This window comes from Mesorhizobium sp. B2-6-4, assembly GCF_006441495.1.
GTDB lineage: Bacteria > Pseudomonadota > Alphaproteobacteria > Rhizobiales > Rhizobiaceae > Mesorhizobium.
In genome coordinates, this window is the sequence record NZ_VFUE01000030.1 from 1 (window position 1) to 16242 (window position 16242).

General features: G+C 62.6%; 11 protein-coding genes and 1 pseudogene. 6 read left to right on the forward strand and 6 right to left on the reverse strand.

Annotated elements, in window-relative coordinates:
- A partial coding sequence (locus FJ426_RS28850; protein WP_140825668.1) for a hydantoinase/oxoprolinase family protein occupies positions 1–1746 on the forward strand: 1746 nt, incomplete at its 5' end.
- Positions 1747–1810: 64 nt separating this feature from the next.
- Here FJ426_RS28850 and FJ426_RS31920 read toward each other — a convergent pair.
- From FJ426_RS31920 to FJ426_RS28865, 3 genes and pseudogenes are all read right to left on the reverse strand, one after another.
- Positions 1811–2066 (reverse strand): annotated as a pseudogene (locus FJ426_RS31920) (zinc-binding dehydrogenase); the annotation flags it as partial.
- Positions 2067–2140: 74 nt separating this feature from the next.
- The gene (locus FJ426_RS28860) at positions 2141–3196 is read right to left on the reverse strand and encodes a hybrid-cluster NAD(P)-dependent oxidoreductase (protein WP_181176998.1); all 1056 of its coding nucleotides are present in this window, start codon (positions 3194–3196) and stop codon (positions 2141–2143) included.
- Between the two features lie 89 nt (positions 3197–3285).
- The gene (locus FJ426_RS28865; protein ID WP_140649345.1) at positions 3286–4143 is read right to left on the reverse strand and encodes a LysR family transcriptional regulator; all 858 of its coding nucleotides are present in this window, start codon (positions 4141–4143) and stop codon (positions 3286–3288) included.
- A gap of 124 nt (positions 4144–4267) precedes the next feature.
- Between FJ426_RS28865 and FJ426_RS28870 the strand changes: the two genes are divergently transcribed.
- From FJ426_RS28870 to FJ426_RS28890, 5 genes are all read left to right on the forward strand, one after another.
- Positions 4268–5350, forward strand: coding sequence for an amidohydrolase family protein (locus FJ426_RS28870; protein ID WP_140500737.1), 1083 nt, complete (start codon positions 4268–4270; stop codon positions 5348–5350).
- A gap of 9 nt (positions 5351–5359) precedes the next feature.
- Positions 5360–5713, forward strand: coding sequence for a Rieske (2Fe-2S) protein (locus FJ426_RS28875; RefSeq protein ID WP_140500687.1), 354 nt, complete (start codon positions 5360–5362; stop codon positions 5711–5713).
- Between the two features lie 99 nt (positions 5714–5812).
- Entirely contained in the window at positions 5813–6847 is a 1035-nt protein-coding gene (locus tag FJ426_RS28880) for a glycine betaine ABC transporter substrate-binding protein (RefSeq protein ID WP_140763594.1), read from the forward strand.
- A gap of 86 nt (positions 6848–6933) precedes the next feature.
- Entirely contained in the window at positions 6934–8064 is a 1131-nt protein-coding gene (locus FJ426_RS28885) for a betaine/proline/choline family ABC transporter ATP-binding protein (RefSeq protein ID WP_318013590.1), read from the forward strand.
- Positions 8051–9565 carry an ABC transporter permease subunit gene (locus FJ426_RS28890; RefSeq protein ID WP_140825669.1) on the forward strand — a complete coding sequence of 505 codons (1515 nt, stop codon included), beginning with the start codon at positions 8051–8053 and terminating at the stop codon, positions 9563–9565. Before FJ426_RS28885 ends, FJ426_RS28890 begins: the two co-directional genes overlap by 14 nt.
- Positions 9566–9645: 80 nt before the next feature.
- On the opposite strand, the gene FJ426_RS28895 is transcribed toward FJ426_RS28890, so the two are convergent.
- Genes FJ426_RS28895 through FJ426_RS28905 form a run of 3 tightly spaced genes read right to left on the reverse strand, consistent with a single transcriptional unit; the run spans position 9646 to position 16126 of the window.
- On the reverse strand, positions 9646–11202 hold the full coding sequence (locus FJ426_RS28895; RefSeq protein ID WP_246675626.1) for a trimethylamine methyltransferase family protein: 1557 nt from the start codon (positions 11200–11202) through the stop codon (positions 9646–9648).
- Positions 11203–11216: 14 nt separating this feature from the next.
- The gene (locus FJ426_RS28900; RefSeq protein ID WP_140521274.1) at positions 11217–13682 is read right to left on the reverse strand and encodes an FAD-dependent oxidoreductase; all 2466 of its coding nucleotides are present in this window, start codon (positions 13680–13682) and stop codon (positions 11217–11219) included.
- Entirely contained in the window at positions 13679–16126 is a 2448-nt protein-coding gene (locus FJ426_RS28905) for an FAD-dependent oxidoreductase (protein ID WP_140825670.1), read from the reverse strand. The genes FJ426_RS28900 and FJ426_RS28905 overlap by 4 nt, the downstream gene beginning before the upstream one ends.
- Between the last annotated feature and the right edge of the window lie 116 nt (positions 16127–16242).

Consider the following 16242-nt stretch of genomic DNA (forward strand, 5'->3'; position numbering starts at 1 on the left):
CTGGTGATGATCGGCTTCACTGAAGCCGACCTTGCCCGGAACGGATTGTCAAAAGCCCTTGGCTCCGATCCCGTGATCTTTTGCCCGGGCGGACATGACGTCCACGGAGATCCGCGTGAGCTGGTGCTCGACGCTCTCGTGGCTGCGCTGCCGTTTCTCGCCGACACGGTTTCAGGCGTCGCCGTGGCCTCCTATTTTGCCGTTCGCAATCCCGAACACGAAATCGCGGTACGTGACGTCATCCGCGAGCGCATCGGGCTCCCGGTGACCTGTTCGCATGAATTGTCGTCGAAACTCGGCGGCCCGCGTCGGGCGCTGACCACGCTTCTCAACGCCCGGTTGATCTCGATGATCGATCGCCTTGTCGACGCCACGGAGGGATTTCTGGCAAGACGCGGAATCGTCGCTCCGCTCATGGTCGTGCGCGGCGACGGCGCGCTCATTACCGCAGAATTCGCCCGCGCTCGGCCGATCGAGACCATTCTGTCAGGACCAGCGGCAAGCCTGGTGGGGGCGCGGTACATGACCGGCATCGATGATGCGGTGGTGTCCGACATCGGCGGCACCACCACCGACATCGCAGTTCTGGACGGCGGCCGCCTGCGGCTCGATCCGGAAGGCGCCACCGTCGGCGGAATGCGAACCATGGTGGAAGCCGTGGCCATGCGCACCTTTGGCCTTGGTGGGGATTCGGAAGTTTCGCTTCATGAGCAGTCGTTGGCTTCGACGATCGTGCTCGGGCCCCGGCGGCTGGTACCGCTGGCGCTCGCCGCGGTGAAACACGGCGATACCATATGCCAAGGTCTCAACCGGCAATTGCTCAGTCCCAACACCAGCCGGCTGGACGGCCGCTTCGCATTGCGCACAGGTGTGCCCGAACGTCTAGCCGCAGGCCTGACGGTTACCGAGACGCGGCTCTATGCTGACATTTCGGCAATTCCCGCCGCGCTCGACCGGCTGCTCGTATCGACGTCACAGGTCGCGACGCTCAATCGCCTCGTCGCACGTGGCCTGGTGCATATCGTCGGCTTCACGCCATCCGATGCAGCCCATGTGCTCGGCCGGCAAGGGAACTGGGATCCTGTCGCGGCTCGACTGGGCGCCGAATTGTTCTCACGCAAGCGCGACGGCCAGGGGCATCGTGTCGCCAAAGGCGCAGAAGCGTTTTCCGAGATGGTTCTTGCCGCCGTCACCCGGCGTTCTGCCGAAGTAATTCTTGAATCGGTATTTGCCGAGGACGGGCTGGAGGGCGGCGTCTCCGTTGCCAACCCGCTGGTTCAGCGGGCGGTTGGCGGGCGAGGCGGCATGGCGCGGCTGTCGATCGCGCTCGACCGGCCGGTGATCGGCCTCGGGGCGTCGGCTTCGCTGCACTTTGCCGGGCTGCCGCAATTGATCGGCAATGAATGCAGCATTGCCGAACACGCCGATGTCGCAAATGCGTTGGGCGCCGTGGTTGGACAGGTGCGAATGTCAGCGGAAGCGCGCGTCAGCCAACCGGAGATCGGGCTTTTCCGTCTCAATTCCGGTGAGCGGCTGGACGACTATGACACCGAGGACGAGGCGATGGCCGCAGCCGAAGCCCACATTCGAGTCTTGGCGGCAGGTCTTGCCGAGCGCGCCGGGACCGATCAGGCTCGGATCGAGATCACACGCGACATAAGAGTTGCTACAATCGAAGGCGAGCGCAGTTTCGTGGAAGCCATCGTCGTCGCGACAGCCACCGGGCGACCGCGAATCGCGTCGTGACATGCACGCGTTGTTGTGGTGGAGCGTTGTCGGGTGACAATGCTCTGACAGTATTTTTTCCTGAGGCGGCGATCGCCTCGTCGAGATCGCGACCTTGCCAATGTTCATCCGCAGCCGCCCGTTCCGCACCTGCTGGACGATCTCGCTCAACTGGCCACGACCGGACTCGACGACGAAATCGACCGCCAAGCCATCCGCGGGCTGCGCCTCGGCTGGTCCGACGACGGTCACCAGCATACCTCGCCCCGGATCAGGGCTGCAGACCGCTTCTGGATGTTGCCACCGATGACGTCGAACACCAGATCGATGCTGCCGACGTCTTATCGGTGCCTTCCACGACAATATCGGCACTGAATTGCTTTGTGATTTGCACGGCCGCGGTGTGCGCCTGCAGTTACAAGTCTATCGACACCGCTCCCATGGGATGAGTGCAGCAGGCGAGCACATATCCGGCGTCCTTCTCCTGTGCGCTGAGTCCGCCGAAATCAGCCATTTCCACGTCGCCGCTGACCTTCAGCACACGACAGGTCCCACAAATCCCTTGCTGGCAAGCGCTTGGCAGGTACAGACCAACGCTTCGAGCGATTTCGAGCAGGGTCTGTGTCGAACGGCATTGGTGGGTGACACCTGTGCGAGCAAAACGCACGGAAGCGGCCTGGGCTGTTTGCAACACCGGTGCAGGCTTCAGCAGGCCGCCAAAGCTCTCCTCATGGTACCGACCAGGATCCAAGCCGATGCTGTTGAGGGCGTTCCGGACTGCGTTCATGTAAGGCTCGGGCCCACAGGCATAAACGGTGCGCTCCCTAATGTCGGGAGCAAACTTCAGCAACATGGACTCACCAACCAATCCAGTTGGACCGGCCCAATTATGCACAGCTTCGGCGCAGACGACATGGACGTGAAAATTGCGATGGTCCCGTGCCAGGTTGTCAAGCTCGTCACCGAAGATGATGTCCTTCGGCGAGCGTGCGCTATGAATGAAGCAGACATCCTTGTCGGAGCCACTGTCGGCGAGCGTGCGCAGCATCGACATCACCGGTGTTATGCCGCTGCCGCCGGAGAGGAAAAGCGGCCGGTCGCTCCGCAGGTCATCCCAGTTGAAGCTGCCGGACGGGCCGTCGATCTCTATTTCGCTTCCCTGTTCGAGATTGTCATGCAGCCAATTGGAAGCGAGGCCGCCGGGGACGCGCTTGACGGTTATCCTGAGGTCTCCCGCCCGGGTTGGCGGCGAAGAGATCGAGTAAGTCCGGACGGCCGGAGCGCCGTCGATCACGAGGTTCAGAGTGATAAACTGCCCGGCTTTGAACTGGCCGGCCTGCCCGCGCTTTGGACAAAAGACGAAGGTCTTCACGTCGTGCGTCTCCTGAACGATGCCGCGACAGATCAGCGTGTGACGTCCGCTGACGCGGTCGGATCGGCAGGAGGGAGCGAAAGAAACGAGGGCGTTCATCATCTGGCTCCCATTAAGGGGCCAAGAATGCCAGCAGGCCTACGTTCGATACAGGAGGAACCTCAAGCATCTATGATCGACAATATCGATCAACCTTCCAGCGACATGACCGCAAGATGAAGCGCGCGAATGCCTTTCTTTATGATTGGCTCATGCCGGCGTCGCGCGAGAATTGCGGTGTAGACGGGCTGATGCAGAGTTGGAGCACCTTCCACAATGTGGGAGGGTTGCTCGGCGGCGAAGCGACGCGCATCGTCGGCGCGCATGTAGCAGGTGCCGCCTGCGCGTCTCAGCATATTGTCGGCCAGCGTTTCGGAGCCCATCGAAAGCCGGCACGCAGTCAGATTTGGCAACGCCTCGGCATGAGCCTTCTCGAGCGCAACGGTGTAACCCGGCCGGATGTAATTGTCCGGGCTTACATCGCTAAGCCGGCGTGCCTTGGTCGAGACCATTGTATATTCCTCGACCATCAGTTGGTCATATGTGATCTCGGGCAGGTAGCGTGGAGCATAAATAACAGCAATATCGAGGTTTCCCAGGCTCAGATCAGATATCATCTGCGGCGAGTAGTCGGATTCGACATGGATCGAGGACCGCGGCAAGACTTGCAGCAGCATTTCCAACCAACCCGGCAGGATCGAGCGGGTCATTCCAACCTGGGCAGCGACCCGAAGGCTGCCTTCGAATCTGTTAAAGGCGCGCACGTCGTGACGGGCCTGGGACCAGGTCGACAGCATTGACCGCGCGTAAACCTCAAACCGCCGCCCTGCCGCGGTCGGCTCGGCACCGGCGCGGCCGCGATGGAAGAGCTCGGACCCCACGGCGGCCTCCAGGTTCTTGACACGGGTGCTGACCGTCGATTGCGTCAGTCCGAGGCGCTCCGCCGACCGGTTGAAGTTTCGCGATTCAATGATGTCGAGAAACGTCTCTATTTGTTCCAACTGCATAGGCGAGCCATCGATTTTTGCGATCGTATCTAGCTGTTCATACGCTTGATCCGAGCACTATCAAAGCGGAAGTTCGGTGCAGAAGCCACGGTCTGTGACGGCCGCATCAAAGGGAGAGGGAAAAGTGTTCATAGTCGATTGCGATTGCCACAACTATTGGTCCAACGCGACGGTGCTGGAGCCCTACCTGTCCGGTGTCTGGAAAGACATGTTCATCGAGGGCGAGAAGACCGGCCCGGTCGGCGCTTTTCCGCACGGCCATCGCCCCTGGTTTCATCCGCAGGATTTCTCCCGCAAGGATGTGCGACCGAAGGTGGAGGCGGACAACTACCTGATCATGAAGGAGAAGCACCTCGATAAATACAATGTCGGAGTGGCAATCCTAACTGGCGACGAGCCCATCGAAGCGTCGACACTCGCAAATCCCTATTACGCTAGCGCGCTGGTAAGCGCCTACAACGACTACCAGATCAATGAATGGCTGCCGAAAGACAGCCGCTTCATGGGCTCCATCATCATCGCACCGCAAGACCCGCGCCTTGCGGCGGCGGAGATCCGGCGCCTCGGCGAGCATCCCCGGATGGCGCAAGTTCTGGCCTCCCAAGGCTCTGTGCGGCCGTATGGCGACCCGTTCTATCACCCGATCTTCGAGGCCTGTGCCGAGGTCGGTTTGCCGTTCGCCATACATCTTGGTGGACATGGCGGCATCAACTGGAACGCTGTCGCGCCAGCGCCCACCACTTTCTTCTGGGAGACCCATGCGATCCTGCACATGTCGGCCATGTCGCATGTGGCAAGCATGATTGCCCATGGCGTTTTTGAGAAATGGCCGGACCTCTACTTCGTGATCATCGAGTGCGGCGTCGCCTGGGTCCCGTCGGTCCTGTGGCGCCTGGATGCCGACTACAAAGCACTGCGAAAAGAGACGCCATGGCTGAAAATGCTGCCGTCGGAATATTGCCGGCGCAACATCCGCTTTTCCACCCAACCGCTGGAGCAGCCTTCGAATGTCAACCACCTCTGGGCGATCCTGGAGGCCATGGACGGGGAGAACACGCTGCTGTTTGCGTCCGACTACCCCCATTGGGACTACGATGACGTCAACACTTTGCACATCCCGCCGGAATGGCGCCGCAAGGTGCTCGGCCAGAATGCGCTAGACGTTTACAAGCGCATTCCCCGCCCGCAAGCCGCTGCTGCAGCGTGACGACCTGACATGGCTGAGAAGACATATATTTGTCGCGCCGACGAGATCCAGGTCGGAACGCCGTTCATCGCCAAGGTGCGCAGCCTGTCGATCGGCGTGTTCCGGATCGGCGATAGTTTCCATGCGCTGCTGAATGTATGCCCGCATCGAGGGGCCCCCCTTTGTGAGGGACCGCAATGCGGAACGACTGCTCCCGTCGAGCGAGCCGAATTCATCTATCACCGTGAGAATGAAATCGTTCGCTGTGCCTGGCATGGGTGGGAATTCGACATCAGGTCGGGCGCAGCATTGGTCAACCCGTCCGTTCGCGCGAGGACGTTCCCAGTCTCCGTCGAGGCAGGGAGCATATACGTGACGGCCTGAGCATGGAGACACCCTCTGCCTACAGAGCGGGTATCGGAATCTCAACGACCGCCTAATGCGCTTCATCGTTTTTGCTAATGCGGCACAATTTGGGATGGATTGCCTGCACGTTTCGCTAATTTGACCAATAAGCTGAGAAAAATCAGCGCAACTCAACTGGGGAACGAAATGAAAAACCGACTTCTTGCACCATCTCTCGGCGTTCTATTGTTGGCGCCGGTATCGTCGGCGTTCGGTGCAGACGTGACTATGCCGGATCCAAACTACGCTACCGCAACGGCGGTCATGAACGTCATCAAGAACGCGGCCGAACAGGAGCTTGGGCTCGACGTTTCCACCGTCACCACCACCGCAGTCCCAGTCATTTGGGAAGCCATGGATCGCAACAAAGGGGAGGTCGACATCTGGCCAGATGTCTGGCTGCCGAACCAGCAGGGCCTGGTAGACAAATATGTCAAAAGCGCCGGCACGGTGAAACTCGCGCAGAACGGCTACGAAGCCAAGCAAGGCTACTGCGTCACCCAGGTCACGATCGACAAATATGGCATCAAGGATGTCGCGGATCTCACCAATCCGGACAACGCCAAGATCTTCGACACCAATGGCGACGGCAAGGGCGAAATCTGGATCGGCGCGTCAGGCTGGCAGTCGACAAACATCGAAAAGGTGCGGGCCCGCGACTATGGATTCGCCGATTTCTTCGATCTCCAGGTGACCGACGAAGCGGTGGCCGCGGCATCGCTCGACCGGGCCGCGAAGGCAGACAAGCCATGGGTCGGCTACTGCTACGGCCCGCACCAGAATTTCGCCCGCTACAAGCTTGCCTTTCTCACAGAACCGAAACACGACCCAGCCAAGTTCGTGATGCTGCAGCCGAGCGAGGATCCTCAATGGTTCGAAAAATCGAAAGTGTCGTCGGCATATGCTGACACCACCGTGCACATCGCCTATGCTGCTTCGCTGGCCCAGCGGGAACCGGAACTGACCGCCGCTTTGGATCGGATTACTTTCAATCCGGACGACATCAGCAAATGGGCCTATGCAATCATCGTCGACAAGAAGCCGGCAGGCGATGTGGCGAAGGAATGGATCAAAGCCCACCCCGACGACGTGGCGAAGTGGTTCGGTCATTGAAGTCCAGGGCCGGCATTGCAGGCTCTGAACCGGCCTGCACTGTTGTCCGGCCGTTCAAATCCCTGATCGGACGGGAGCGGTAGCCGGTGGACACCGCACCGATCATTGCGCCGGGAGGAGCGGGCCTGGCGGACCCCGGAGACGCGGCAAGCCACGGTGCCGCCATCACTTTGAAGGGCGTCTGGAAAATCTTTGGCGCCCGCGCGCCAGAGGCGATTGTGGCGGTTTTGCGCGACGGCCTCGACAAGGACGAAGTGGCCAGGCGCTTCGGATGTGTCGTGGGCGTCGCCAACGTCAACATTTCGGTTCGGCCGGGTGAAATCTTCTGCGTCATGGGCCTGTCGGGCAGTGGCAAATCGACATTGATCCGCCATATAAACCGCCTACTCGAGCCGTCCGCCGGCGAGATTTTCGTCGACGGTGAAAACGTCATGGCCAAGTCGCCCGCTGAGTTGAGGGCATTGCGGTCTCGCAGGATCGCCATGGTGTTCCAGAGCTTCGGTCTGCTTCCGCATCGCACCGTACGCGACAACGTCGCGCTCCCGCTGGAGATCCAAGCCGCGACCAAGCAGCGGAGATTTGACGCCGCCGAGACGGCACTTGCCAAGGTGAACCTGTCGGGCTGGGGGGATCGCTACTGCCATGAGCTCTCAGGCGGGATGCAGCAGCGCGTCGGCCTCGCCCGCGCTTTGGCTGCCGATCCAGCGATCCTGCTCATGGACGAGCCATTCAGCGCGCTCGATCCCTTGATAAGGCGGCAACTTCAAGACGAGTTCCTGGCCCTCTCACGCTCGATGGGAAAGACAGTGATCTTCATCACCCATGACCTCGACGAGGCGATCCGGATCGGCGATCGCATCGCGATCATGAAAGATGGCGTCATCGTCCAGACCGACACGCCCGAGGAGATCGTCACATCTCCGAAGCACGACTATGTCGCGAAATTCGTCGCCGACATCTCGCGCCTGAAGGTGATCACCGCCGGGCGCATCATGGAGTCGGTCGAGAGTTTCAAGAGCCGGTCTCATCCGGAATTGGACGTCGAGCGGTTGCACAGGGTGGATTCTCGAGAATCCCTGGCCGAACTCGTCGAACTCGCGGCACGGGATGCCGCACCGCTTGCTGTGACAGATCCCGGTGGGTCTGTCGTCGGCATCGTCGACAGGCAGATCCTGCTCCACGGTCTGCGAAAGGGCGAAACCCGTGAACGCCCATGATCCTGTCGCTGTGCAATCGCAACCGGCAGAGGAAGGACTCGTTCGGGAATTCGTCCTCCGCAACCCCGATTACTATATCGATGTGTTCGCCCGCATCCGGCGGGCGTCCGGTGCCGTCTGGCCGTTCAACCTGGCGGCCGCACTGCTTGGGCCGGTCTGGGCCGCTGCCCGAGGCATCACACTTCTGTTCTGGCTCATCTTCTTCCTGGAGACGCTTGCGGTGGTTCAGATCGGCGTCGGCGCGGCTGGTAACCTCGGCGCCGCAGAGCAAGCACGAGCCGAACGCGTGACCAAGCAGGCACAGGCGCGCGCGGAACAGGCAAAAGCCGCCGAGGCAGCGGGGGCGGACAATGCAGCTGGCCTGAGATCATCAGCGGCCGCTCTGGAGAAAGCTGCCAACACGGCCAGAATGCGGGCCGACGCCGCAAAGGCGAAGGCGCCGGTTGTAATTGGGTCCGGTATTGTCACTTTGCTCTTCGCCAGGCTGATCGCCGGTTTCCTCGCCAACCGGATGCTGGAGCGGCGCTTCGCGCGCTGGCGTTCGAATCCGACGCTTCAGCGCGGGCTCAATCATCCGCTGGCGCTATGCGCCCTTGCCTTCTGCATCGCAGCCTATGGGCTTTCGGTCTATCGCTTCGCCGCGCCGACACCAGCCGTCTGGCTGACTGCCGCGCCCTCGAATCGCGAGTGGCAGGCCGCGTTGTCATCGGGTCTGGACAGCCTGATGGGAGCGGTGTCGCATCTCGGGGAGGGCTTTTTCGGCGGCATCACAGGCGCAATATCGTTGGTGCTCGATGCCTTGGCCTATGGACTGACGGGCATGCCCTGGCCAGTGACAATGGCGATCATTCTAGCCCTGGCCTGGCAACTGGCGGGGCCGCGCGTCGCCATCTTCACCGCGGCTGCGCTCGCCTATCTTGCCGTGCTTGGCTTTTGGGAAAAGAGCCTGGAAACAGTCGCCCTGTTGGGCACATCGGCCATTATCTGCCTCGCGATAGGAATCCCGCTTGGGATATGGTGCGGACGCCGACCGCGCGTCTATGCCGCCGTGCGGCCGGTGCTCGACTTCATGCAGACCATGCCGGCATTTGTCTATTTGATCCCGGTGATCGCATTGTTCGGCATCGGCAAGCCGCCCGGCGTCATCGCCACGCTGATTTTCGGTACTCCGCCAGTGGTGCGCCTGACCGCGCTCGGCTTGCAGGGCGTCCCGCCGGCCATTAGAGAGGCCGCGCAAGCCTATGGTGCAACAAGATGGTTTCTCCTGACCCGGGTCGACCTCCCGCTAGCGATGCCTTCCATCATGGCCGGCATAAACCAGACCATTTTGATGTGCCTTTCAATGGTGGTCATCGCTTCCCTGATCGGCGCCAAAGGGTTGGGAGAAGATGTCCTCAATGCGCTTCAATACGCAGCTGTCGGGCAGGGACTGCTCGCGGGCTTCGCCATACTTCTCTGCGCCATGATCATCGACCGTATCGTGCAAGGACGAACCAGATAAAGCCGTTTGGGAACGATCTTCTCGCGGAGCTCGGCCGGTCAACATTCCACGAACGGGCCATCAAAGATGCGGTGCCGGCTCTAGAAATAAGCCTGGTCCGGCTCGCTGGCCTTGCGGTTGGCGATGAAGGCCCGGAGCGCTTCGTCGATCGCCGGATCGAGCCCCGGATCCTGGTAGTCGTCGAGCAGCCTCTTCCATTGCCGGTTGGCGCGTTGCGCGGCGTCGAGCCGGCCGTCCTCGTTCCATTGCTCGAAGGAATTGTTGTCGCTGCTGGTGGAGCGATAGAAGGCCGAGAGGAAATTGGACTGCGTATGCGCACTGCCCAGGAAATGCGATCCCGGCCCGACCGCTTCGATCGCCTCCATCGCCTGCGCATTGAGCGACAGATCGATGCCTTCGAACAGGCTGGCGACCTTGCCGCAGAGATCGGCGTCGATGACCGTCTTTTCGAAACCGGTGACCAGTCCGCCCTCGAGCCAGCCGGTGGCGTGGTTGATCACGTTGGCGCCGGCAAACATCGACATCAATATGCCCCATGTCGCTTCCTGCTCGGCCTGTGCGTCGGGAAGCTTTGAGGCCGACAGCGAACCGACGGTGTGGAACGGCACGCCGACGCGACGCGCCAACTGCCCGCAGGCGAGCACCATCTTGCCCGCTTCCGGCGTCCCGAATGTCGGCGCTCCACTCTGCATCGAGATCGTGCTGGCAAAGCTTCCCATCAGGCAGGGCGCGCCGGGGTTGATCAGCTGTACGAGGCTGAGACAGGCGAGCGCCTCGGCCAGCACCTGCGCCAGCGTGCCGGCGACCGTGCACGGGCTCATCGCGCCGGCCAGCGTCCATGGCGTGCAGGCGACCGGCTGGTTGTTGCGGGCGCAGACCTTCAGCGAACCCGACATGTTGGCGTCGAGCACCAGCGGCGCATTGGTGTTGGAGACGTTGTAGAGCACAGCGTTGTTGGCGACGAACTCCTCGCCGAAGACGATCTTGGCCATGTCGACCGCGTCCTGTGCTCGCCTCGAACCGATGAACGCGCCCATGAAGGCACGGTCCGAATGGCGGATGTGGGTGTAGAGCATGTCGAGATGACGCTTGTTGGCCGGCAGGTCGACAGGCTCGCAAACGACGCCGCCCGAATGATGTAGATGCGGGATCATCTGATGGATCTTCACCAGATCGCGGAAGTCCGCGATCGTGGCGTAGCGCCGTCCGCGATCGAGATCGTGGACGAAGGGCGGTCCCCACGACGGACACAGCACGGTGTTGTCGCCGCCGATCACCACCGTGTTGGCTGGGTTGCGAGCGTGCTGCTTGAATTGCGAAGGCGCGGTGGCGCGGATGATCGTGCGGCACATGCCGGGCTCGAAGCGAACCCTGGTGCCCTGCACGTCGGCGCCTGCATCGCGAAAGATGTCGAGGATCTCGGGATCGTCATGGAACTCCATGCCGACCTCCTTGAGCAGCCGGTCGGCATTCGCCTCGATCAGGCTCAGGCCTTCCTCGTCGAGGATATTGAACGTGCCGATCCGCCGGCTGATGTAGGGACGCCGCGGCGCCTGCTGGGCCAGGCGCTGGCCTTGCCTTCCCGCTCGGCCCCCGCTTCGTGGCGCTGGAGCGTCGATCATCGCGTCCTTGTCCATTTTCGTCTCCGTGATCAGGCAGGCATGAAGGCGGCCGGCGCATCGGCCTGAAGGCCGCGCAGCCGCAGATTGTCCGGATCGTAAGGCGCTTTCTTCAGCTCCCGCGCCGTCAGTTCCCTGCCGAGGATCGAGACGGTCAGGCCTTCAGCCGCAACACCGGGTCGCAGATAGGCGAGCGCAACGGTCTTGCCGGTGCGGAAGCCGTGGCTGCCGGAGGTAACGACCCCGACCGGGCGCCCCGCCTGCATCACGGCGTGGGCGTAGAACGGCAGCCTCTCGCCGTCGTCATCGATCTCGAGCAGCAGCATGGACCAGGCGCTTTCGCCGATGCGCTCCAGCATCGCCTCACGGCCGACGAACGTCCGGTTGTCAGTCTTGACCAGCGCACCCAGCCCAGCCTCCAGCGGCGTACGTTCGGTGGTCAGGTCGGCGCCCCAAGCACGATAACCTTTTTCCAACCGCATCGCGTTGAGCGCGTAGATGCCGAACGGACGCAGGTCGAACTGCGTTCCGACCTTGGTGATCGCTTCGTAGAGCTTGCCGAACTGCGCCAACTGAACGTGCAGTTCCCATCCGAGCTCACCGGCATAAGAGACCCGGAGCGCTGCCGTCTTGATGCCGGCCACGCGGATGATCTGCGCGGAAAGCCAGGGGAATGCAGCATTCGATAGATCGGCTTCGCAGATCTTTCCCAAGAGGTCACGGGCACGCGGCCCCATCACGCCGAGCACGCCGCGCCTCTCGGTGACGTTGTCGATCGTCACACCTGGAAAGGCTGCGGCGCGTGAGCGTAGCAGACCTTCGTCATGTCGCTCCGCAAGTGCTGCGCTGGTCAGGTAGAACCCATCGTCGCCGAGTCGGGTCACGGTAAATTCCGACGCCACGCCGCCCTTTGCCGTCAGCGCGTGAATGAGCCCGATGCGGCCGTGACGTTCCGGTGGTCGGTTGGCGCCGAGCGAAGCCATGAAGGCGCTGGCGCCTGGTCCGCCGATCTCGAATTTGGAGAAGGCCGAAAGGTCGATGGCGCCGACGCTGGCCTGCACGTCACGGCACTCGCCGCGCACCGCGTCGAACCAGCCGGGCTTGCGGAAGGTCAGTGGCGGGTCACGGTCGGCGCCGTTGGCAGCGAACCAGTTCGGCCGCTCCCAGCCATAGGCGGCGCCCAGCACTGCCCCCTGGCTTCTCTGAAGTTCGAGCGCCGGCGTCGTGCGGCGCGGGCGGCCGGCCTCGCGTTCCTCGTTGGGATAGTGGATGCCGAATTGCAGGCCGAACCCTTCCACCGCCTTGTCGATGCGATAGTCGCGGTCGGCATAATTGCCGAAGCGGCGTGGGTCGATGGCAAGCGCATCCATTGGCGGTGATCCGTCGACGATCCAGTCGGCGAGAAAGCGACCGGCGCCGCCGCCTTCCATCACGCCCATGCTTGAGCCGGTGAGCAGCCAGCCATTGCCGAGGCCGAATGCCGGACCGACCAGCGGATTGGCATCCGGCGTGAAGGTGATCGGCCCGTTGACCACCGTCTTGATGCCGGCATTGGCGAGTGCCGGGACACGCTCCATCGCCAGCGCGATGATGTGCTCGACCCGATCCAGGTCGGGCGGCAGCAAGTCCATGCCGAATTCTGGTGGCACGCCATCGACCGCCCAGGGGTGAGCCGACTTTTCATAGGGGCCGACGATAAAGCCGTCGCGCTCCTGGCGCAGATACCAGCTTTCTTCCGGATCGCGGATGATCGGCAGTTCCTTGGCGCCGGCGGCGATCCGGTCGGCAATCTCGGGGACGGTATCGGTCACGACATATTGGTGCAGCATCGGCACCACGGGCAGGTCGAGCCCCATCATGGCGCCAATCTCGCGGCACCATGTGCCGGCCGCGTTCACCACATGCTTCGCGACAATGTCACCCTGTTGTGTGCGGACCAGCCACTCGCCCGATGGCTTGCGCTCGATTGCCAGGACCGGATTGTGGCGCACGATCTCGGCGCCGCGCGAGCGCGCGCCGCTGGCCATTGCGTTGGTCGCCAGCGTCGGATCGACATGACCGTCATTGGGCTCGTAGATCGCGCCTATGATGCCGTCGGTATGGCAGAGCGGATAGATCTGCTTGAGCTCATCGGGACTGAGAATGTGGAAGTCATGGCCGACGAACCGGCCAAGCCCCTGCACATGGCGGAATTCGTCCATGCGCTCCGGCGAGCGCGTAATGCGCAATGCGCCGCTTGGGTGGAAACCTGTCGGCAACCCGGTCTCGGCGGTCAGGATTTCGCGATAGAGCCGCACCGAATGCGCGCGCATCTCCATGATCGTCGCATTGTGGGCGAAATGCGTGCAGAGCCCGGCGGCGTGCCAGGTCGAGCCTGCTGTCAGCTCCTGCCTCTCGACGAGCATGACATCGCTCCAGCCGCGCTTGGCCAGGTGATAGAGCAGCGACACGCCCATGGCGCCGCCGCCGATAACGACCACGCGGGCCTGTTGTCTCATGAATTTTCCTCCGCGCTTACGCGCATGCGCGATCCGGTTGGGTCATAGGGTGGCTTGTCGAGTGGGCGCAGCCTGTAGCGCGCACCGGCCACCGCGATCTGGTAGTCGCAGGCAAGCAGCTGCGTTTTCGTCTCGCCTGGATCACAGGCAACGTAGCCCAGGCAAAGGCTGAGCCCCGTGCGAACGCCGAGGCCACCTGACGTCGTCAACCCGGCAAGTTTGCCGTCGCGATAGATCGGTTCGTCATGCAGCAGAAGCGGATTGTCGCCGTCGACGGCGAAATGCATGAGCCGGCGCTTCAGGCCATCGGCCTTCTGCTTCAGCAGGGCATCGCGGCCGATGAAATCATCCCTCTTCCAGGACACCGCGAAGGACAGGCCCGCCTCCAGCGGCGTGTCCTTCGGCCCGATATCATGGCCCCAATGGCGATAGCCCTTTTCCAACCGGCAGCCATCCAGCGCGTAGTGGCCACAAAAGGTCAGGCCATGGGCGCCGCCCGCTGAGACGATCATGGCAAGCAGGCTCTCGCCGTGTTCGACCGGCACATAAAGCTCGAAGCCGAGCTCGCCGACAAAGCTGACTCGGGTCGCCCGCACATTCGCGGTGCCGATGTCGATGCGGCGCGAAGTCGAGAACGGGAAGGCTGCGTCCGAAAGATCGACGTCGGTCAGGCTCTGCAGCAGCGCCCGCGAATTCGGCCCCATGACCCCGAGAACGGCCTCCGCGGACGTGGCGTCGAAGACCGAGACGTTGAGACCAAGATCCTCAGCATGGCGCGCGATCCAGTCAAAATCTTTCTGTCTGGTCGCGGCACCTGAAATAACCCGGAAGCCGTGCTCGTCGACTCGCGTGACCGTCACATCGGCCTCGATGCCGCCGCGTGCGTTGAGCATCTGCGTATAGACGGCGCGGCCTTCGGGCCTGTCGACGTCCCCCGCGCACAGGCTTTGCATCAGCTGGATCGCGTCGCGTCCACGCACATCGATCTTGGTGAAGGGCGAAAGCTCGAACAGGCCAACGCCTTGCGCCATTCGATCGGCTTCGGCCCTGGCCGGGCTCCACCATTTCTGAGCGCCGACGGAATAGCCGCGCGTCTCCGTGCCGCCGAACCAGAGCGGTCGCTCCCAGCCGGTCGGCGCGCCGAACACAGCACCCGCTTCGGCGAACGTACGGTGAAAGGCGGAACGCCGCACGTCGCGCCCGGCGGCGGCCTGCTTGTAAGGCCAATGCATGCGGAAGAGGTCGGCAACCGCTTCCTCCATCCTGGCGCCGACGAAAGAGCGCGCCGCGGCGGCGCGGTCGAAGCGGGCGATGTCAAGCGCCCACAGATCGAGGCTGGGCTCGCCGTCGACGATCCATTCGGCCATGGCCTTGCCGGCGCCGGCCGACGACATCATGCCTGTCGAGTTGAAGCCGGCGGCGACATAGAAGCCGCGCAGATAGGGCGACTCGCCCATCAGCGGCCGCGTGTCGGGGGTAAAACTCTCCGGGCCATTCATGAAGTGCCTGATGCCGGTCTGCGACAGCGCCGGCAGGAGTTTCAGTCCGGCCGACATGAAAGGCTCGAACTGCTCCCAATCCTCGGGCAGTTCGAGGAATGGCCTGTCGCCAGCCGGTCCGCGAACATCGAAGAGCTTGGCGTTCGGCTCGAAGCCGCCCAACACCAGCTTGCCGGAATCGCCCTTGATGTAGATGCCTTCGTCGAGGTCGCGCAGGATGGGAAACGGATCCTGCAGACCGGCGATCGGCTCCGTCACGACATACATGTGCTCGACGGCCTGCAGCGGCACAGGAACGCCGGCGTGCGCGCCGATATCGCGCGCCCAGGCGCCGGCACAGTTGACGACGGTCTCGCAATCGATGGTGACGCCGGAGGCCAGCTTGACGCCAGCGACCCGGCCGTTGCGGGTCACGATGCCCGAACAGGCTAACCCCTCGAGGATGCGGATACCGGCGGCGCGGGCCCGTTTTGCATAGGCCGCACAGATATCAACTGGATTGGCCTGGCCGTCTTCCTCGACCCACAGCGCGCCCTCGACGCCATCGGTGACGATGCCGCGCACGTGCTCGGCCACGCCCGCCTGATCGACAATCTCAACGGTGAGGCCGCAGACATCGCCCAAATGCGCGATGCGCTTCAGTTCGTCCATGCGCTCCGCACGTCGCGCCAGCCACAGGCCGCCGGTGCGGCGGTAGCCGGACGCCTGGCCCGTCACTTTCTCGAGGCGTGGAAACAGCTCGGTCGCATATTGCGCCAGCCTTGTCAGGTTGAGGCTGGCGCGTAACGGACCGACGATTCCGGCGGCGTGCCAGGATGTGCCGCTGGTCAGTTGGTGGCGCTCCAGAAGGACGACATCGCTCACGCCCAGTTCGGCAAGGTGATAGGCTATGCCGAGGCCAATGACACCGCCGCCAATGATCACGATGCGTGCGCTGCCATTCACCTTGTGGGATACCTTCGCTGGATTGGAACAGCGCGATCTTTTCCCGCTAAACCACTTGCGCTCAACCCAAATTTCGCAACATTAGGAAAACTTATGATGCTTCACGGGCGGAGTTG

Bases quoted from the DNA above. Each gene is read 5' to 3' on its own strand.
- FJ426_RS28860 (WP_181176998.1), bottom strand. From the start codon at position 3,196: ATGAACGCCCTCGTTTCTTTCGCTCCCTCCTGCCGATCCGACCGCGTC.
- FJ426_RS28895 (WP_246675626.1), bottom strand. From the start codon at position 11,202: ATGGACAAGGACGCGATGATCGACGCTCCAGCGCCACGAAGCGGGGGC.
- FJ426_RS28865 (WP_140649345.1), bottom strand. From the start codon at position 4,143: ATGCAGTTGGAACAAATAGAGACGTTTCTCGACATCATTGAATCGCGA.
- FJ426_RS28875 (WP_140500687.1), top strand. From the start codon at position 5,360: ATGGCTGAGAAGACATATATTTGTCGCGCCGACGAGATCCAGGTCGGA.
- FJ426_RS28900 (WP_140521274.1), bottom strand. From the start codon at position 13,682: ATGAGACAACAGGCCCGCGTGGTCGTTATCGGCGGCGGCGCCATGGGC.